Raw genomic sequence first — 18,642 nt, forward strand, 5'->3', positions numbered from 1 at the left:
AAAGGGATGGCTAGAGTTATGCGCCATCGGCATTGGAGCCGCCTCTGCGCCGGCGTTGCCCGCCTTTGGTGCGCAGTGTCAGCCGAATCGGCGCAAGCCGCGCGATTCTAACACAAGCTTTTCGTTTCTCGGCCACCGAACTGAAATCGCTTAACTCGCCCAATTTAAACGGTTGCGCCACAAACACCAGGGTCTGCCAATCCGGGGTCATGGCGACCGGCACCAGCGCGGAATAGGTAACCGGTTCCGGACCGACGGTAGTTATGCTGATTTTGGTGAAGTCGCCTTCGCTGCTAAACGACAGCGACAGATAATCGCTGAGCGCCGCTTCCGTTTGCGACGCGATAAAATCGTCCAGTGAAAGCGCCAGCCGGTGGTGTTTTCGGATTGGCGACTGCTGACAGGAATGGTTGGACATGTAGGTACTCCGCAATGCTCTCGCTTCAAGGCTGAGCGGATGATAGCCGCTATCCGGGGAACGGCTAGTGTACCAAGGTTCTAAACCCTAAAAAATCAATCTGTTAGCGCTTCCCAGACAGCCAATCCTCCACCATCCGGCAGAATGTTTCGGGCGCTTCGACATACAGCCAGTGCCCAGTATCCGGGATTGTGCTGATCCTGGCAGCGGGAAATGCCTGGTACACGGCCTGCTCGTCGATGTATTTCGAGTGCTCGCCGCCGATAAACAAGGCCGGGCCGGCAAACCTTGCGGTATCGGCGTCAGGAAAACCGACGATATGGTGGGCGTTGCGCCGCATGATATCCAGGTCGATCCGCCAGTAGTACTGGCCGTCCTTCAGCAACAGGTTTTGCAGCAAAAACTGGCGGTAGGCTAAATCCGGAATCGCCTCGGCCAGAGCTTCCTCCGCTTGTTTGCGGTTGCCGATACTCTCTACCGGCAAGCTGCCCAACGCATCGATCAACGCATCGAAGCTGTGCTGGTAACTGACCGGAGCAATATCGGCAACGATCAGATTGGCAACACGCTGGGGATGCTGTAAAGCCAACCACATCACCGCCTTGCCGCCCATGCTGTGACCGAGCAAATCAGCGGCGGCGATGCCGTGCCGATCCAGAAACGCAATCAAATCGCCGGCCATGCTCGGGTAGTCCAGATGCTCGGCCTGGGGCGAGCCGCCATGGTTGCGCATATCCAGCACATAAACATGGCGCTTGACGGCCAGACGCTTGGCGACGGTGCGCCAATTACGCGCCGCCGCCAAGAAGCCGTGGACGATGATCAGCGGAGTCCCGGCCGGTTCGCCGTGGCTTTCGTAAACCAATTCGACGCTGGTCATGCTCAGGCAAACCCGAACAACGCGCCCAGCAGGCCGCCGAATACTCCGCCCCAAACCACCAGCCAGCCCAGGTGCTTTTTGATGATGGATTGCACCATTTCTTTCACTAGCTGCGGTGTCAACTCGGCCAGACGTTTGTCGATCACCGCTTCGATTTTGCCGGTCAGGTCTTCGCCGATTTTGTGGGCGTTGAGGCCGTTTTGCAGAGCTGCCTTGAAAGTATCCGAATCGACCATCTCCCGAAGCGTGTGCTGCATTTTTTCGCAAAACGGTTCCTTCAGCGGCAGTAGGGCCTGCTCGCCGCCCATCATCAGCAACATCCCGCCGAACGATGAAGCCATGATCGAGCTGACCAGGCCTTCGTAAACCTTGTCGTAGTCGACCGCCCCCAGCAGCGGTTCCACATTCAGAATGCTGCCACCCTGCCGTTCTTCGGTTTCGATGAATTGCTCGATATTTTCCACGGTGAAAAATTGCTCCATCATCAAGGCCTTGATCGAAGCTTTAAACTCCTCGAACCGGGCCGGAATGATGCCGGAACCGTACAAAAACGGCACTTTCTCGAACAGCATGTGGATTGCCAGCCAATTGGTAATCGCGCCGGAAAACGCAAAGAAGCCGATGGCCTTCAAGGTCTCCGCGTAATAAGGGCTGAGGTAGCCGGCAGCGATAATCAACAATGAGATGAAATTGGTTAAGAAACTTTGATTCAGTAATTTTTTCATGACGATACAAACTGGGTTCGAATTGGGGACAAGTCCCGCTGGCATTTTATCAGGCCGGCATAGGCTCCGGCCCCCACTTAATGGCAGTCGATGCGGAATATTTCAAGCGGCAACCGCACCCGGTTACGGTTTATCGTGCCCGACAATCGATGTTATGCTCGCAGCCCGCCCAGCTACAGACCAGTAAACCCGACCGAACATGCCCGATATCGTCATCACCACTCTGAACGCCCGTTACATCCACAGCGCGTTCGGCTTGCGCTACCTTTACGCCAATATGGGCGAATTGCAGGTACGCACGGCGCTACTCGAATTCGGCATTCAGCAACGCCCGCTGGAAATCGTCGAAAAATTGCTGGCGCAGCAGCCGCGAATTATCGGGTTTGGCGTCTATATCTGGAATGTGGCGGAAGTCGGCGCGATTGCGGCGATTTTGAAGCAGGTCGCACCGCAGATCGTTTTGGTAGTGGGCGGTCCGGAAGTCAGCCATCCGCCCGACTTACCGGCCTGGGCGGAGTTGGCGGATTACATCGTCACCGGCTACGGCGAAGTCAGTTTCCCGGACTTATGCCGCCAACTGCTGACCGGCAAAGAGCCGCCGGCCAAAATCATCGCCGGCCAAACCGTGGCCTTGCAAAACCTGGCATCGCCCTACCCTTATTACAGCGATACCGATATCCGCCAGCGCATCATTTACGTCGAGGCCTCGCGCGGTTGCCCGTTCAAATGCGAGTTCTGCCTGTCCTCGCTCGACCTGACCGCGAAGCCGTTTGCGCTGGAAGCTTTTTTAACCAGCATGTCTGAATTGCATCGCCGCGGCGCCCGCAATTTTAAATTCATCGACCGCACTTTCAATTTGAAGACCGATACCAGCGTGGCGATTCTGGAGTTTTTTCTGGAACGGCTGAACAGCGACCTTTATTTGCATTTCGAAGTAATCCCGGACAATCTACCGGAGCGCTTGCAGGCCGCCATTGCCCGCTTTCCGCCAGGGGTGTTGCAATTCGAAATCGGCGTACAAAGTTTCGATCCGGCCGTGCAACAGTTAATCAGCCGCAGGCAGGATAACGAGAAAACCAAAGCCAATCTGGCTTGGCTCCGGCAGCATTCACACGCCCACATTCACGCCGATCTGATCGCCGGCCTGCCCGGCGACACGCTGGCAAATTTCGGTAACAGCTTCGATGCGTTGGTGGCCTTGCAGCCGCAAGAAATCCAGGTCGGCATCCTGAAACGGCTGCGCGGCGCGCCGATCAACCGCCACACCCAAGCGTTCGATTTACGCTACGATCCGAATCCGCCTTACGCCTTGCTCAGCAGTAGCACATTCAGTTTCGCCGAGATGCAAGGTATCGGCCGCTTTGCCCGCTTCTGGGATTTGATCGGCAACTCCGGCCGCTTCGCCCACAGCTTGCCGCTAATTTTAGGCGACCGCCCGTTTGCCCGGTTTATGCAATTCAGCGAACACCTTTATGCGCTGAGCGGCAGCACCTGGCAAATAGCGTTGAAGCGTTTGTTCGAATTGACCTACCAGGTGATGATTGACCCTATGCAGCTAGATCGAACTAGCGCGCTGGCTTGCCTGCGCGAAGACTTCAGGCTCAGTGGCGAGAAGGGTGTACCCAACTTTCTCGCCACCGCAACAGTATCGCCGACGGCGAAAACCGTCACTGCCAACAAGCGACAAAGGCAATCGATTCAAGCGGAATACGGCGGTAAATAACCGTCCTTGTAACTCGGATAGAGCCAGCGATAGCCCAAGGCATTGAGCCGGGCACTATTGCAGCGCTTGTTTTGCGGCGCGCCTGTCGCCGGTGGCAAAGCCTGCGGCGGCGGATAGCCGAATTGCGCCGCGATCCAGGTCATGACGTCCCACAACGGCGCCGGATCGTTGTCGCTGGCCACATAACACGGGTCGAGCTTGGTTCCATCCAGCATTTTGCCAATCAGAAACAACAGCACCGCGACGCAATCGTCCTGATGGATGCGATTGGTGTAGCTGGGCGGATCGCGCTGGATCGCCTCTCCGGCGGCCGCCCGCCTCAACAGCCAGTCGCGACCGGGGCCATATATGCCGGAAAATCTGACCACACAGTTACGCTCTCCGGCCTGCCACAAGCGCTGCTCGGCTTTTACCAACCACTCAGCAGTTGCGCTGGCCGGTTGCGTCGGACTGGCTTCGTCGACCCATTCCCCGCCGTTTTGGCCGTAAACGCTGGTGGAAGAAACCATAAGAAAGGGGGGCGTCGCTCCGGCATCGGCAAAATGATGCAAGACGTTGTTCAAGCCGGTTTGGTAGAGCACTTGATATTGCTCATGCTGCCGACTGTCCGCGGATACGACAAACACGACCAAGTCATAGTCGGTAGGAATTGAGGCTGACGATAACGGCCGCGTAATATCGCTTAACCGTAGCGGAAATGGTGGCGGAACCGCCAAGGGCGTGCGTTTTAACCCAGTCACGGAATGACCGCTACAGCTCAATGCGGTAGCCAAACCAAAACCAATCTTACCGCATCCAACAATCAGAACCCTTGCCACCGACTCACCTACAGGAGAATAAAGCTCGGATTATCGCTGATATTGCGCGGTATAAATAAACACCGGGTTAATTAGATAAAAATGCCGGATCAAACAAGACTGTTTGATCCGGAGAAAAATCAAGCGACCAGATTAGATTTATTGCGTCCCACATACAGGAAACCCAGCAACGCACTGGTCATAAACCAGATTGAAGCAGGTAGAGGCACACCAGACACCGGATCTTGGTCAGCGGCCGGTTTGATATCGAAGCCATACAGCAGGCTTAGCGTATTGCTGATACCCGGTTTAGCAAAACTCAGCAAATAAGTGTTACCAGCTAGATTGGAATTAGCACTCTCGCTGACCCAGCCACTGACAGTCAGCAAACCCAATTTGAACGGGCTTGATGTGGCAAAGTTACCGACGCCCGAAAAAGTGTATAACGGTGCCGCACTCGACAAATCGGCAGTAGCCGAGAAGATGCCAAAAGTATCGCCAGTCGGAAACGGTGACGAAAATCCGACGGACAAGAAATTGATATCTCCATCCGTCGATTCCCAGATAATGCCGGCCGAGCTTGCAGTCGACACTGCAAACAGGCAAACGGCAAGCCAAAGCCTAAAATATGAAATCATTTTCATTGATTTTCTCCGTACATTTACGTTAACAAACGGCCGTCCTCGGCCAACTTACTCTAGCCCGCCTGTCTACAACATTGCCGAAGACAGGTGTTCAAAGAGTTCTTGCGCGGAGACCGATCGGAATTTGGACACTTCCAAATTGTTGAACCGCCTCGCCAAACCTTTGCAGAGCCTAACGCTCAAATTAATCCGACAGGAAATGGTCATACGCCCGTTAGCACCCTTCGTTCTTCAACGTCAAGTACAACCAGGCTGCAACGCATACATTGCCGCGAAGCCAACGCATGACTGCTGATCCGCTGAGCGGAGGCCACGACATTCACCCCACAAAAACCATGTAAAAGATTCTATCCCTTATTTCCGGACCATTGATTAGTAACAAATTAAGATTCGATTAAAGTTCATCAACTTACGAATTTCCCCACTCTTGCTGTCTATAATTCTGTCCAGACAAAAAGGCCGACAAACGGGTAAAAACACCTGCGAACAACCGCACCAGGAAATGACATTTACCCTTCGGAGCATGGGGGACAGGAAAGGGACGGCGCCTGTATGGGAGCGACTCGCCCGCCTCCTAACTTATCGATGTGGCAGATCGCACTTTGATGATTGAACCAGACCCGCTGTTATGAGCGTCTGCACTTTTGTCTGATGCCGGCTAAAGAATGGTTCAGAGGCCTTGGCACAAATTTACTCTCGCGAGAATCGACTATGAAACAAAACAAAATAAGTTATCTTTTGACGGGCTGTCTGGCACTGACCGGCGCGGGCTATTTGCCTGAGGCGGCAGCGTCTACCCTACTTACACCGGCCGCTGCGACGGTGATCGACAATACCGTAGGTGTAGGTCCGTTCAGTAAAATCTACGACTTTGTGATTGACGATGTTTACGATGCCTACAATTTATCAGGGGCAGTAAGTTTTCAAAACGTCCAAACATTGGTTAGTCTGACGACCGATTTCAGCAACGCTACTGTAACCAGCACTAACGGTATCTCTAGCGCCAGCGTGGAATTGCTCGACGCCACATCGGCAGTTATAGCCACTGGTTCGTTGACGTCGTTTTCGGTTGCATCGACTCCGACCTTGGTTAATTTGCCTTTCCCAAATGTTCCGCCGTTTTACCAGGAACTATTGACCACGTTTAACTTGATTTCGTTGAACAACATACCCGTTTTAGGGGCCGGCAATTACCAGCTTGCGATCAAAGGCTTGTCGAAGGAGGGCACCTATACCGGCAGCTTAAGCGTATCGCCAATTATTCCGACCGTGGTGCCGTTGCCAACAGCGACATGGCTGTTTCTCAGCGGCGTAGTAGGCGTCCTGGGTTGGAAGCGCAAAAACAGCCCATCCGCCTAACCAAACCTACCGCAAGAAACAAAAAAGCCGGCTGCGTGCCGGCTTTTTTATGTGTAGTCAAACCTGCGACTGACGTCGGGATTCAATAAAATCAGGATCAGATTCATGGCGTCCCGGATACGATTCGAACGTACGACCTGTCCCTTAGGAGGGGACCGCTCTATCCTACTGAGCTACCGGGACTAAGTGATTAATCAGGCGAATTTTACCATAGCAAGCGGCTCAGGCTTTCTGTTTTCGAATCTCGACCCGTTCGAGCGATGTGATGAAATAGGATAGTTTCGATTGGCTTCTCGCGGAAAGCCCTTCGAAAATTCCGCCGATTTGCACTTTGGGAGACGTCGCGGAAACCGGCTTTACAAAGCGGACGGCAAATTCGAAATCCATCACGTAATCGTCGAAAGTAAGCTGGCAATTTTTGATCACATCGCCGCGCTGCACCCGCGCTCTGTTGATGGGTACGCTGACACCGGCCCCACCTCTCGAAAGATCGAACAGGTAACCGCCGATCGATATCCCGGTACGCTGAACCACACCGCTAAAAGGGATATCTATGGCGCTGATTTCCAGCCGCGGCGAACGTCGGCGTTGCGGATAAAACACTCGATCCGGCAGGGGTGCCTTGTAGTAGTTGATGCCTTTGGAGTGGCCGACCTCGATATTGGCCAAATGGAAGGACAAATGTATCCCTTTATGAAAGGTCGATAACTTCAGCGCCCGGGAACGCAGCAACAAATCGTTGCCGTGCTGGGGCATCAATTCGTCCAAAATGATGGCGTTTTTGTCCAACTTGATGCTCAAGACCGACGAGCTGAAATCTTCTGCAAAACCTTCTATTTGAATGGTGCACAACGGCGAACTGCTTTCGATTTCTCCGAGCAGGCGGGCGATTTTATCGGGATCGGTAATGAAATTGGGATTTTCAAAAGCCAATAAATCGTCATCGACTTCAGGCGTGGATGCGCTGGCTTTGGAAAAAAGATGCTTCAACTTACTCAGCATGGCGAGCGGCCCGTAAAGTAATTCGGCGCTCAGTCTACACTGAAATTAAAGTATGCGAAAACAGCTCGTTACGGGTTACGCCATCCGGTCCGTAAGTGGCCGCAAGCGGCGATTTGCCGCGCAGTATTTGCAAAGAACGCTGGGTATGCCGGCTTAGCAACGCGATACTTGCACCGTTTTGCTCGTTCAGCGCTCGGCAATTTTCACATAACTTGGCGAGATCGGCCCAACTGGTCCAAGTGCCATCGACATGGATACCGGCAGCGCCGGCTTTGGCCAGATATTTTTTGATGCCGTCACTACCGACGGTCAACTGCTCGGTTGCTAAAACTTGGCCCAACTGTTTGATGAATTGCTCCAACTGCGCCACCAAGTCTCTTTTACCGGCCGCGATGGAGGCTATCGCTTCCGGATCGATTTTCTGCTTGAGTTTATCGGACTCGACGGTTAACAACTCAAACAAATTTTGGGCCGTTCTTAATCCGTTGGCGAGCAGTTTTTCAGTGATCGGGTATGTTTTCTCTATCATAAAGTCATGTACTGTCGGGTAACTGTTGATCGAACTGCAGCATCTTTTCCGCCACGCGCTCTGCGTTGACTTGGTAGCTGCCAGCCTGAATAGCCGCTTTAATCGCCGCTACGCGGTCTTCATTGACCAGTGGCGCCGAAACGCCGGCAGCAGCCGTTTTGATATCTTGGGCGGTGGCGGTGATCTCGACAGTGTCGGTAACGGCGCTGGTCTCGGTCCGTTGTTTAGGCTCGGCCGCATCTTTAACCCCGGCTTTTGCGGGTATTGAAGTGGTGACAGGCTTGCCGCTGATTGATTCGATAGCCATGGCGAAATTCCCAGGTGAGTTTTATCTAAAGCAGTTAGCGGCATCATAGTAAATTCCTTTAGCAACATTTTAAAAATTAACCGAAACCTGGCCGGCATTCACCACGACGGCTTGAATCACGCGATTGGAGGACAGGTTCCGTACGCTAATTTTCTGCCCTTTCGCGCCGTCGCCCATCGCAGCTCCCATCGCACTGATCACGACGCCCGCCTTACTGGACTCGATATTGACCCGTTCGCCGCGGCGAACCACTGTAGGGTCCGCTACGTGCTGCCGATTCAAAACGCTACCGGCGGGGATGTTGCGGGCTGCCTGCTTATCCAATACATCGCTCATGTCGGCGAGGTATCCCTGCGGCAACATGCCGGCATCGCGGGTCTCCACAGCCAAATGTTCCGCCCGAATAATGTCGTTTCGCTGCATAGACTTATTCAACACCAGCACGTCTTTAAATGACTTCAACAACACGGTGCTGTATATCGTCCAGCCCTTGTCGCCGTAGCAACGGACGCCGACGGTGTTACGCCCGGGTTTGATTTCGCCGGTTTGAGCAAACACTTGCAATGCTTGTTCGCAGACGGGCAATTGCAGACGCGGATCGAGTGGCGTCAGATTAATCTCGTATTTCCCCCCAGATTCCAATGTCGACCTGACAAATTGGTTAATTGCATCCTGAATCTGTTGCCCGGACTGGGTCGAGCCTCCCCACGCAGTTGCGCACACCAACATCAAAACCAGGGCTAGCTTTAGCTTGTTCATATTAATCGCCATTTTTTTGACTTACCCGAAGCTTTCTGCATAAAACGTACCAGCAAATTTCAAGTAAACCGTAACAATGCCGCTATACTTAGGCGAACGTTATTCAGGGGGACATATGGCCGGAATCTTAGACGGAGTCGATCAACGAACCAAACTGGCTGGGCATAACCGATTCGAACTGCTTTTATTCAAACTGGTCAGCCGCCAGCGTTTTGGGATAAACGTGTTCAAAGTCCAGGAAGTCATTCAATGCCCCCCTTTGACCCAAATCCCAAACTCGCATTCGGTGATATGCGGCGTAGCCCATTTGCGCGGTAAAACCATACCGGTCTTGGATTTATCCATGGCCATCGGCATGCGCCCACTGCAGCGTGACGCGGGTTGCTACGTGATCGTTACTGAATACAACCGCTCCATCCAAGGCTTCTTGGTCGGGTCGGTAGACCGGATCATCAATATCGGCTGGGAACAAGTCAAAGCCCCACCCACCGGTACCGGCAAAGAAAGCTATCTGACGGCGGTCACCGAAGTCGAAGGCGAGCTGATCGAAGTCATCGACGTGGAAAAAGTCATGAAGGAAGTGATCGGCGGCCGGGAAGAAGCGTCGGCGGAGTCTATAGACCAGAACGTGATGAGCCAAAACGACCACATTCTGGTCGTCGACGATTCCTCGGTAGCCAGAAACCAGGTCAAACGGGTTTGCGAACAGATCGGCGTCGAGTGCACCACACTCAAAGACGGGCAGGAAGCCTGGGAACACTTGTGCGCTCTGATTGCGGAAGGCACTAAAATCGAAGACCGATACTCCCTGATTATTTCCGACGTGGAAATGCCGCGAATGGATGGCTACACACTGGCAACCAAAATCAAAGCCGACCCGAATATGAAGCACATCTACGTAATCCTGCACACGTCGTTAAGCGGTGTATTCAATACCGCGATGGTCCAAAAAGTTGGAGCCAACGAGTTTCTAGCCAAGTTCGAGCCGGACTCGCTGATGCAAGCTATTCAAGCCCAGCTAAGAGTCAGCCACGCCGAGCATTCCTGAGCAGGACAGCTCGGATTTTCACCCCACATGTTGACCTCGGCGGGCACCGAAAACTCATTGGACTTCGCCGGCAGTATATCGCCGGCCGACTACCAAACCATTCAACAGTTTCTCAGCCAAAACTGCGGTATCGAACTCGGCGACAACAAACAGTATCTGGTCAAAAGCCGGTTGCAACCCTTGTTGGCCAAGTTCGAACTGTCCGGCTTCCCCGGCCTGGCGACGGCCCTGCAATCCAACGCATTCTCCGCCCAAAAACTGAGAAGCGCCGTAATCGATGCGATGACCACCAACGAAACCTTCTGGTTTCGCGACGAACGCCAATTCGCCGAATTGCGCGACACCGTACTGCCTCAACTCCTGGCACAAAAAAACGGCAGTATCCGCATCTGGTCGGCAGCCTGTTCGTCCGGCCAGGAACCCTATTCCATCAGCATCTGCGGCTTGGACGCATTGCGCGCAAGCGGCAAAAACCGGACGCTGCAAATTATCGGCACCGACATTTCCGAAGCGATTCTCGAAGACGCCAAGCGCGCCTGTTATTCCGACGCCGCACTGTCCCGGGGCATAGACGAAGCGGCTAAAGCCAGATATTTCCAGAAAAGTTACGACGGTTATCTGTTAAACGACGATGTAACCCGCCAAGTTCGGTTTCAACAGTTCAATCTCTTGAAATCCTTCACCGCTCTAGGCCGGTTCGACATCATTTTTTGCCGCAACGTACTGATTTATTTTTCCGACGCCATCAAGCGCGACATTTTGACGCGAATGGCCGACAGCCTGGAGCCGGGCGGCTACTTGTTTCTGAGCAGCACCGAAGCCATGCCGACCGGGATCGGCACATACGAATTGGTCCGTTCCGGACTTGCCACTTATTTCCGAAAACCGGACTGACACGGCGCCGACTTCTTGACGGCTCCGGCAACCGGCAAGTTTTTGCCGCCCGCAGCCCAACACTGGATTTTGACGCCAAAATAGCCCCTCATCGCCGCCACACAACTGAAAATTAAATAATTTTTTTTTCAGGCACGCTTACTGCTTTTTTATTAAAAAAACCAGCAAGGTGGCAATCATGGCAATCAACTTCAACAACGCTTTGGGTATACACCCGCAAGCCCTGATGCTTCGCGAGAAACGCGGAGAAATACTGGCGTCCAACCTGGCCAATGCCGATACGCCGGACTACAAGGCCCGCGACCTCGATTTCAAAGCCGTATTCCAACAAACGCTTAGCGACGGCGGTGGCGAGCTGAAGCGCAGCCACAGCGGCCATCTGGCCGGACAGCACAACGTCCTCGGCGCCGACCTGCTGTACCGCAACCCGCAGCATGCCTCGCTCGACGGCAATACCGTCGAAACCCATATCGAACAAGCCAAATATGCCGAAAACGCCGTGCAATACGAAGCCAGCCTGCGCTTCATCAACGACGATTTCCTGGGTTTGATGACCGCCATCAAAGGAGAATAGTCATGACTTCGCTAAGAATCTTCGACGTCGCCGGCAGCGGCATGAATGCCGAGAACTTGCGCCTGAATCTGGTTGCCAGCAACATGTCCAATGCCAACAGCGTCAGCAGCAGCATCGATCAGGTCTACAAATCGCGGCAGCCGGTGTTTGCCGCCGAATTAAAGAACATCATGGATAAAAACAACACCGCCAGCGGCGTCAACGTGTTGGGCGTCGTCGAAAACCAGGCCCCGCCGATCATGGAATACAACCCCAACCACCCCATGGCCGACGCCACCGGCTACATCTACAAACCCAACGTCAACACCGTCGAGGAAATGGCCAACATGATGTCCGCATCGCGCTCGTACCAAAACAACGTCGAGGTATTGAACACCGCGAAAAATCTGATTTTACAAACCCTGAAAATGGGCCGCTGAGGTGAACCATGAGCACAAGCGCTATCGACACATTTAACAACCTCGGCCTGGCCACGACCAACTCGTCCTCGTCGGCCAACAGCCAAAAACAAACCCTGGGCCAAGACCAGTTTCTGAAATTGCTGACCACACAGATGACGCACCAGGATCCGTTGAAACCGATGGACAATGGCGAATTCCTGGGTCAGATGGCCCAGTTCAGCACCGTCTCCGGCATCCAGGACCTGCAGGCCTCTTTCAAGGAATTCGCCGGCTCGATCAGTTCCAATCAGGCCTTGCAAGCATCCGGACTGGTCGGCCGTTACGTGTCGGCACCAAGCGAAAGAGCCTTACTCGGCGCCGGCGGCAGCGTCTCCGGCGATTTCGAAGTGCCGGCCAGTTCGCCGAATGTCGGCGTCAAAATCATCGACCCGGAAACCGGAGCAACCATCCGCGAAATCGATCTCGGCGCCGAATCCGCCGGCACAACCCGTTTCGAATGGGACGGGAAGGACAAGGCCGGAAATCTGGCCGACCCCGGCGTTTACAAGATTCAGGCATATGCCTACTTGGAGGGCAAAAACACCGTATTGCCAACCAACATCAAGTCCCTGGTTAAGAGCGTAACCATGGCCAACGGCAACACGGCCATGCAAGTCAACCTGGACGGCCTGGGCCCAGTTAAATTCAGCCAAATCAAACAGATACTGTAGGAGAAACGACATGCCATTTACCACAGCCCTCAGCGGCTTGAACGCCGCATCCAACAATCTGGCGGTGACCGGCAACAACATTGCCAACTCCAATACCGTCGGCTTCAAAAAGTCGCGTTCCGAATTCGCCGACGTCTACGCCGCCAGCTTGGGCGGCGTCAGCAGCATTACCCCCGGTGCCGGCGTCAAAGTCGCCAACGTCGCCCAGCAGTTCAATCAGGGCAATTTGCAGTTCACGGACAACAACCTGGATTTGGCGATCAGCGGCGAAGGTTTCTTCACATTGGCGAAGAGCCCGACCGAAACCAACGACCTGTCGTATACCCGCGCCGGCGAATTCAAACTGAACAAGGAAGGCTATCTGGTCAACAACCAAGGCAAGGCATTACTGGTTTATCGCCCCAATACCACTAAAGTCGAAGACGGTTTTAGTACCGGGGTCACCACGCCGGTACAAATCAATACTCTAACCGGCTTACCGTCAGCGACCGATAAGGTAGCCATCCAGTTAAATTTGGATGCGCAAGACGACTTCACGCCCAGCACACTGCCCTTCGACCCGGACGACAGCAACACCTATAACTCGCAAACCTCGACCACGGTCTACGACACGCTGGGCTCCCCGCATATCTTGACCACCTACTTCGTCAAACTCGACCCGTCCACGGCGCCGACCACCGGTACTTCGGAATGGCTGGTCTACCACTACATGAGCGAACCCGCCACCCCAAATACCAAAACCGCGGTACCGGTAACATCTGGCCCGTTAGGCGGCACCACCCCGGAATCGGCTAAATTGACATTCGATTCCGGCGGCAAACTGATCACCCCGTTGGACGGCAAATTCGGCTTGTCCAGCTACGTGATCAATCCGCCGACCGGAGCCGCCGACATAAAAATCGACACTATGAACTTCTTCGGCACCACCCAGGTTCAGCAAAAGTTCAGCGTCAACGGCATGACGCAGAATGGTTTACCGGCGGGGCGCCTGACCGGTATCGACATCGACGACGAAGGGGTGATATTTGCCCGCTTCAGCAATGGCGGTTCGCAAACCATGGGTAAAGTCGCGTTGACGCGTTTTGCCAACAACAACGGGTTGGCGAAACTGGGCGACACCTCCTGGGGCCAAAGCGCCAATTCCGGCGAGCCGATTCCGGGCCAGGCCGGCGCCAACAACTTCGGATCGATTCAAGCCGGCGCCTTGGAAAGCTCCAACGTCGATTTGTCGGCGCAGCTGGTGAACCTGATCGTCGCGCAACAGGCCTACCAAGCCAACGCCCAGACCATCACCACCGAAAACAGCATCATGCAGACCATCTTGCAGATTCGATAATTAAAGGAGGCCGCTCATGGACCGTAGCCTTTACATTGCGATGAACGGCGCCAAGCAAACCCTGATGGCGCAATCGGCCAACGCCAATAATCTGGCGAACGCACAAACCACCGGCTTCAAGTCGGATTTCGAGCAATTTCGGGCCATGCCCAGCTTCGGCCCGGGCTATCCGGCGCGGGTGTACTCGATGGCCGAGCGCCCGGGCACGGATTTGTCGAACGGTTCGATCTACCATACCGGCCGCGAACTCGATGTCGCAGTGGAAGGCCAGGGCTGGATCGCCGTCACCGGCAAGGACGGCAAAGAAGCCTACACCCGGGCCGGCGACTTGCGGTTGACGCCGGAAGGCCTGCTGCAAACCGGCGCCGGCCTGTCGGTGCTCGGCGAAGCCGGGCAACCGATCGCGGTACCGCCGGCACAGAAGGTCGAGATCGGCAAGGACGGCACCATCAGCATCGTGCCGCAAGGGGTCAATGCCACCAATACCGTGCTGGTAGACCGGATCAAGCTGGTCAATACCGACCTGGCCAACCTGGAAAAACTGGAAGACGGCCTGATGCACCCTAAGCAAGGCGGCGTGTTGCCGGCCGACGCCAACGTCACCCTGGTCCAAGGCGCGCTGGAATCCAGCAACGTCAACGCCATGGCGGCGATGGTGGAGATGATCGAGCTGTCCAGAAGCTTCGACATGCAATCTAAGGTCATGAAAGATATAGACGAAAACGCCGCTGCCGCCGCCAAGTTAATGCAAGTGGCATAAAACCTGCTTTACTCCTGATAAGACAAAAAATCGTCAGATCAGGAGGCTGTCATGACAGAACGAGCACTATGGGTCGCAAAGTCCGGATTGGACGCCCAACAAACCCGCATGGCGGTTATTTCCAATAACCTGGCCAACGTCAACACCACCGGCTTCAAGAAAGCCAGACCGATATTCGCCGACCTGATGTACCAAAACGTACGTCAGGCCGGCGCCCAATCCACCCAGAACACCCAATTACCGACCGGCCTACAACTCGGCACCGGGGTGCGCACCGTCGCTACCGAGAAAATCCATACCCAAGGCAATATCTTGCAGACCGGCAACTCGCTGGACATTGCCATCAGCGGCCGCGGCTTCATTCAGATTCTGCAGCCCAACGGCGACATCAATTACACCCGCGACGGTTCGTTCAAGATGGACTCCACCGGCCAATTGGTGACCTCCAACGGCATGCTGCTGGAACCGGCCATCACCATCCCGCAGGACGCCCTCAGCATCACCATCGGCCAGGACGGCACGGTTTCGGTGACCCAACCTGGCGCCGCCGCGGCCAACCAGATCGGCCAGATCCAGATTGCCGATTTCGTCAATACCGCCGGCCTGGAACCGATCGGCGACAACCTGTTTCGCGAAACCGTCGCCAGCGGCGCACCGATCATCGGCAATCCCGGCGAGAACGAACTGGGCCAGATGATTCAGGGCTCGCTGGAGACTTCCAACGTCAACGTGGTCGAAGAACTGGTGAATATGATCGAAACCCAGCGCGCTTACGAAATGAACTCGAAAGCCATCTCCACGACCGACCAGATGCTGTCCTTCGTCACGCAACAACTCTAATTCAGGACCAAGGCCATGAAAAACCGTAACCACATCCAGCGGCAAGCCGGCGGCAAATTTTTGCTGCTGGCGGCAATACTGTCGCTCCTGGCCGGCTGCGACACGCTGCCGAAACGCGACCCGGACTTCGCCCCGGTCCAACCCGCCGATCTGCGGCCGCCGCAACAAAACAACGGCGCCATCTACCAGGCCGGTTACGACATGCGTTTGTTCGAAGACCATGCCGCGCGCCGGGTCGGCGATATCCTGACGGTAACCTTCGACGAAAATACCAACGCCACCAAGCAGGCCAATTCCAAAGCCAGCAAGAACAGCGATATCAAAGCCAGCGGCAGCGCGCCGACCATCTTCGGCCTGGCCAGTTCCGCCCTGCTCGGGCACGATTTGGCAACGTCGCTGGATTACAGCATGGACCGGGCGTCGGAAGGCAAAGGCGACGCACGGCAAAGCAACCGTTTGACTGGCGACATCAGTGTCACTGTTGTCGACTTACTGCCCAACGGCAACCTGCGGGTCCGCGGCGAAAAACGCGTGACCCTGAACGACGGCAGCGAATACGTCCGCCTGTCCGGCATCGTCCGGCCGATCGATATCAACGTTGCCAACACCATTCCTTCCAGCAAAGTGGCCGACGCCACCATCATGTACACCGGCGACGGTGCGCTGGCCGACAGCAGCAAACCCGGCTGGATCACCCGAATTTTGTCCAGCCCGATCTTCCCGTTCTGATCGGCCAGGAGAACATCATGAAACATTTAATTTTTCTGCTTCTGCTGCTCGGTGCCGGTCAGGCCCAGGCCGAACGCATCAAAGACATCGCCTCCATTGCCGGCGTCCGTACCAACCAGTTGGTGGGCTACGGCCTGGTGACCGGCCTGGACAAAACCGGCGACAAAACCAAGTTTACCGGCCAGAGCTTGCGCAGCATGATGGGCAAACTGGGCATGACCTTACCGCCGGATATCGACCCAAAATCGAAAAACGTGGCCTTGGTCAGCATCCACGCCGATTTGCCGGCCTTTGCCAAACCCGGCCAAAAAATCGACGTTACCGTATCGTCGATGGGCGACGCCAAAAGCCTGCGCGGCGGCTCGTTATTGATGAGCCCGTTACGCGGCGCCGACGGCAACGTCTATGCCATGGCGCAAGGCAATCTGGTCGTCGGCGGCCTCAGCGCCGGCGGCCAGGACGGTTCCAAAGTTACGGTCAACAATCCGCTGGTCGGCCGGATTCCAAGCGGGGCGACGGTGGAACGCATCGTCCCGACTTCGTTCGATCAAAGCCCGGATATGGTGTTCAACCTGAACACCTCCGACTTTACCACCGCCCAGCGCATGGCCGATTCGATCAACAAAACCCTGGGGGCCGATACCGCGCAAGCCATAGACGCTACCTCGATCAGCGTCCGCGCCCCGGTCAATCCGGCGCAACGGGTCGGCTTCGCCTCGGTCATCGAAAACATCGAACTGGCACCGGACGATGCGCCGGCCAAAGTGATCGTCAATTCGCGCACCGGCACCGTCATTATCAACAGCAAGGTGCGGGTACAACCGGCAGCGGTATCGCACGGCAGCCTGACGGTGACGATCAGCGAGAATCCGCAAGTCAGCCAACCCAATCCGTTGTCGGGCGGCAGCACCGTGGTGACTCCGCAATCCAACGTCGAGGTCAAGGAAGATAAGAACCACATGTTCGTGTTCAATCCGGGCGTGTCTTTGGACGAAATCGTACAGGCCGTCAACGGTGTCGGCGCCGGCCCCAGCGACTTGGTGGCGATCCTGGAAGCGCTGAAATCGGCCGGCGCGCTACGCGCCGAATTGATCGTGATTTAACGCTCACCGGCACGTTGATTTAATCCGGTTTGGGGGATTCGTTATGTTGAATGCAGATAGCGCCGCGGTATACACCGACTTTAATAGTCTGGCGAAATTGAAACAGAGCGCCCGCGAGCAATCGCCGGCCGCCGTCAAGGAAGTCGCCAAGCAATTCGAATCGCTATTTCTGAGCATGATGATGAAGAGCATGCGCGACGCCAAACTGGCCGACGGCATTCTGGACAGCCAGCAAAGCGAGTTTTACCGCGATATGTACGACCAGCAAATGGCCATGCATCTGGCCGGCAAACCGGGTGTAGGCTTCGCGGATTTGATCGCCAAACAACTGTCGCCGAAAGCCGCGGAGGAAGACGAAAAAGATCCGAAGCTGGCCACGAACGAAGTGTTGAACCGGGCCGCAGGCACCGGCAGCGCTACGCAACCCGACCGCCCGCAAACGCTTTCCGGCGGCGGCGCAAGCGACGGTGAGCCTCTGGAAAGCTCCGGTCTGGATAGCTTGGAGCGCAGTCTGGCGATGCTCGAACGCAGCCAGAATGCGATGGCCGACCGCTGGCAACACCTGGAACAGGATTTGCGTGCCGCACAAACCGCCGGCAGCGACGCACTGTCCTCCAAAGACGAGTTTATCGGCCAATTGCGGCCGCACGCCCAGGAAGCCGCCAAAGCGCTAGGCGTCGACCCTAATCTGTTGCTGGCGCAAGCGGCACTGGAAACCGGCTGGGGCCAAGCCGTGATTAAAAACGGCCGCGGCGAGAACAGTTTCAACCTGTTCAACATCAAAGCCGACAAGTCCTGGCAAGGCAAGCAGGCCAAAGCCTTGACGCTGGAGTTCGACGGCGCCAGCGCCAGAAAAGAAATGGCCGGCTTCCGCGCCTACGGTTCTTACAAACAAAGTTTCGACGATTACGTGAACTTCATCAAAAGCAATCCGCGTTACAGCGAAGCGCTGAAAAAAGCCGGCAATGCCGGCCAATACATCCGCGAACTGCAACAGGCCGGCTATGCCACCGATCCACGCTATGCGGAAAAAGTGATGAGCATTTACCACAACCAAAGCGCCGCCGGAGTGGCGGCTTTACCCGACGCGGGCTAGGAGGCGAT

22 protein-coding genes and 1 tRNA gene are annotated in these 18,642 nt (G+C 55.3%); 13 read left to right on the forward strand and 10 right to left on the reverse strand.

Annotation, left to right across the window (positions count from 1 at the left end; genetic code table 11):
- Positions 1 to 16: 16 nt before the first annotated feature.
- From ACH518_RS01150 to ACH518_RS01160, 3 genes are all read right to left on the reverse strand, one after another.
- Positions 17 to 418 carry a hypothetical protein gene (locus ACH518_RS01150; protein WP_445371559.1) on the reverse strand — a complete coding sequence of 134 codons (402 nt, stop codon included), beginning with the start codon at positions 416 to 418 and terminating at the stop codon, positions 17 to 19.
- Between the two features lie 103 nt (positions 419 to 521).
- Positions 522 to 1,298 carry an alpha/beta fold hydrolase gene (locus tag ACH518_RS01155; protein WP_445371560.1) on the reverse strand — a complete coding sequence of 259 codons (777 nt, stop codon included), beginning with the start codon at positions 1,296 to 1,298 and terminating at the stop codon, positions 522 to 524.
- A gap of 2 nt (positions 1,299 to 1,300) precedes the next feature.
- Positions 1,301 to 2,023 carry a DUF445 domain-containing protein gene (locus tag ACH518_RS01160; protein ID WP_445371561.1) on the reverse strand — a complete coding sequence of 241 codons (723 nt, stop codon included), beginning with the start codon at positions 2,021 to 2,023 and terminating at the stop codon, positions 1,301 to 1,303.
- Positions 2,024 to 2,222: 199 nt separating this feature from the next.
- Between ACH518_RS01160 and ACH518_RS01165 the strand changes: the two genes are divergently transcribed.
- Positions 2,223 to 3,746, forward strand: a complete 1,524-nt coding sequence (locus tag ACH518_RS01165; protein ID WP_445371562.1) for a DUF4080 domain-containing protein — start codon at positions 2,223 to 2,225, stop codon at positions 3,744 to 3,746.
- On the opposite strand, the gene ACH518_RS01170 is transcribed toward ACH518_RS01165, so the two are convergent.
- Both ACH518_RS01170 and ACH518_RS01175 read right to left on the reverse strand, forming a co-directional pair.
- The gene (locus tag ACH518_RS01170) at positions 3,722 to 4,564 is read right to left on the reverse strand and encodes an NAD-dependent epimerase/dehydratase family protein (RefSeq protein WP_445371563.1); all 843 of its coding nucleotides are present in this window, start codon (positions 4,562 to 4,564) and stop codon (positions 3,722 to 3,724) included. The genes ACH518_RS01165 and ACH518_RS01170 overlap by 25 nt on opposite strands.
- A 119-nt stretch (positions 4,565 to 4,683) precedes the next feature.
- Entirely contained in the window at positions 4,684 to 5,187 is a 504-nt protein-coding gene (locus ACH518_RS01175; protein ID WP_140912458.1) for a hypothetical protein, read from the reverse strand.
- Positions 5,188 to 5,898: 711 nt separating this feature from the next.
- Here ACH518_RS01175 and ACH518_RS01180 point away from each other — a divergent pair.
- The gene (locus ACH518_RS01180; RefSeq protein WP_140912459.1) at positions 5,899 to 6,546 is read left to right on the forward strand and encodes a hypothetical protein; all 648 of its coding nucleotides are present in this window, start codon (positions 5,899 to 5,901) and stop codon (positions 6,544 to 6,546) included.
- Positions 6,547 to 6,652: 106 nt separating this feature from the next.
- Here the strand turns inward: ACH518_RS01180 and ACH518_RS01185 are convergent.
- The 5 genes from ACH518_RS01185 to flgA form a co-directional block, all read right to left on the reverse strand.
- Positions 6,653 to 6,729 (reverse strand) — tRNA-Arg (locus tag ACH518_RS01185).
- Positions 6,730 to 6,768: 39 nt separating this feature from the next.
- Positions 6,769 to 7,548: a flagellar brake protein gene (locus tag ACH518_RS01190; RefSeq protein ID WP_140912460.1), complete on the reverse strand. Its 780-nt coding sequence runs from the start codon at positions 7,546 to 7,548 to the stop codon at positions 6,769 to 6,771.
- Positions 7,549 to 7,582: 34 nt separating this feature from the next.
- Entirely contained in the window at positions 7,583 to 8,077 is a 495-nt protein-coding gene (locus tag ACH518_RS01195; RefSeq protein ID WP_445371564.1) for a flagella synthesis protein FlgN, read from the reverse strand.
- 4 nt (positions 8,078 to 8,081) lie between these two features.
- Complete coding sequence (gene flgM / locus ACH518_RS01200) at positions 8,082 to 8,384, reverse strand: flagellar biosynthesis anti-sigma factor FlgM (RefSeq protein ID WP_278210638.1); 303 nt, start codon at positions 8,382 to 8,384, stop codon at positions 8,082 to 8,084.
- A 69-nt stretch (positions 8,385 to 8,453) separates the two neighbouring features.
- The gene (flgA, locus tag ACH518_RS01205) at positions 8,454 to 9,143 is read right to left on the reverse strand and encodes a flagellar basal body P-ring formation chaperone FlgA (protein WP_445371565.1); all 690 of its coding nucleotides are present in this window, start codon (positions 9,141 to 9,143) and stop codon (positions 8,454 to 8,456) included.
- Between the two features lie 115 nt (positions 9,144 to 9,258).
- On the opposite strand from flgA, the gene ACH518_RS01210 reads away from it, so the two are divergent.
- The 11 genes from ACH518_RS01210 to flgJ all read left to right on the forward strand — a co-directional run bounded on the left by ACH518_RS01210 (position 9,259) and on the right by flgJ (position 18,634).
- Positions 9,259 to 10,191 carry a chemotaxis protein CheV gene (locus ACH518_RS01210; protein WP_140912464.1) on the forward strand — a complete coding sequence of 311 codons (933 nt, stop codon included), beginning with the start codon at positions 9,259 to 9,261 and terminating at the stop codon, positions 10,189 to 10,191.
- Positions 10,192 to 10,218: 27 nt separating this feature from the next.
- Positions 10,219 to 11,085: a CheR family methyltransferase gene (locus tag ACH518_RS01215; protein WP_445371566.1), complete on the forward strand. Its 867-nt coding sequence runs from the start codon at positions 10,219 to 10,221 to the stop codon at positions 11,083 to 11,085.
- Between the two features lie 178 nt (positions 11,086 to 11,263).
- On the forward strand, positions 11,264 to 11,659 hold the full coding sequence (gene flgB / locus ACH518_RS01220) for a flagellar basal body rod protein FlgB (RefSeq protein WP_140912466.1): 396 nt from the start codon (positions 11,264 to 11,266) through the stop codon (positions 11,657 to 11,659).
- 2 nt (positions 11,660 to 11,661) lie between these two features.
- Entirely contained in the window at positions 11,662 to 12,078 is a 417-nt protein-coding gene (gene flgC, locus ACH518_RS01225) for a flagellar basal body rod protein FlgC (RefSeq protein WP_140912467.1), read from the forward strand.
- Between the two features lie 8 nt (positions 12,079 to 12,086).
- Positions 12,087 to 12,770, forward strand: coding sequence for a flagellar hook assembly protein FlgD (locus tag ACH518_RS01230; RefSeq protein ID WP_445371567.1), 684 nt, complete (start codon positions 12,087 to 12,089; stop codon positions 12,768 to 12,770).
- 10 nt (positions 12,771 to 12,780) lie between these two features.
- Positions 12,781 to 14,106 (forward strand): flagellar hook protein FlgE, encoded by a 1,326-nt coding sequence (gene flgE / locus ACH518_RS01235; RefSeq protein ID WP_140912469.1) that lies wholly within the window; start codon positions 12,781 to 12,783, stop codon positions 14,104 to 14,106.
- 16 nt (positions 14,107 to 14,122) lie between these two features.
- A complete protein-coding gene (gene flgF / locus ACH518_RS01240) occupies positions 14,123 to 14,866 on the forward strand; it encodes a flagellar basal-body rod protein FlgF (protein WP_140912470.1) in 744 nt (247 codons plus the stop codon).
- Between the two features lie 51 nt (positions 14,867 to 14,917).
- Positions 14,918 to 15,706: a flagellar basal-body rod protein FlgG gene (gene flgG, locus ACH518_RS01245; protein ID WP_140912471.1), complete on the forward strand. Its 789-nt coding sequence runs from the start codon at positions 14,918 to 14,920 to the stop codon at positions 15,704 to 15,706.
- A gap of 15 nt (positions 15,707 to 15,721) precedes the next feature.
- Positions 15,722 to 16,435: a flagellar basal body L-ring protein FlgH gene (gene flgH, locus ACH518_RS01250; RefSeq protein ID WP_140912472.1), complete on the forward strand. Its 714-nt coding sequence runs from the start codon at positions 15,722 to 15,724 to the stop codon at positions 16,433 to 16,435.
- Between the two features lie 17 nt (positions 16,436 to 16,452).
- The gene (locus ACH518_RS01255; protein WP_140912473.1) at positions 16,453 to 17,538 is read left to right on the forward strand and encodes a flagellar basal body P-ring protein FlgI; all 1,086 of its coding nucleotides are present in this window, start codon (positions 16,453 to 16,455) and stop codon (positions 17,536 to 17,538) included.
- Between the two features lie 43 nt (positions 17,539 to 17,581).
- Complete coding sequence (gene flgJ, locus ACH518_RS01260; RefSeq protein WP_445371568.1) at positions 17,582 to 18,634, forward strand: flagellar assembly peptidoglycan hydrolase FlgJ; 1,053 nt, start codon at positions 17,582 to 17,584, stop codon at positions 18,632 to 18,634.
- The last annotated feature ends 8 nt before the right edge of the window (positions 18,635 to 18,642 follow it).

The sequence above is a fragment of the Methylomonas sp. HW2-6 genome (assembly GCF_052474525.1).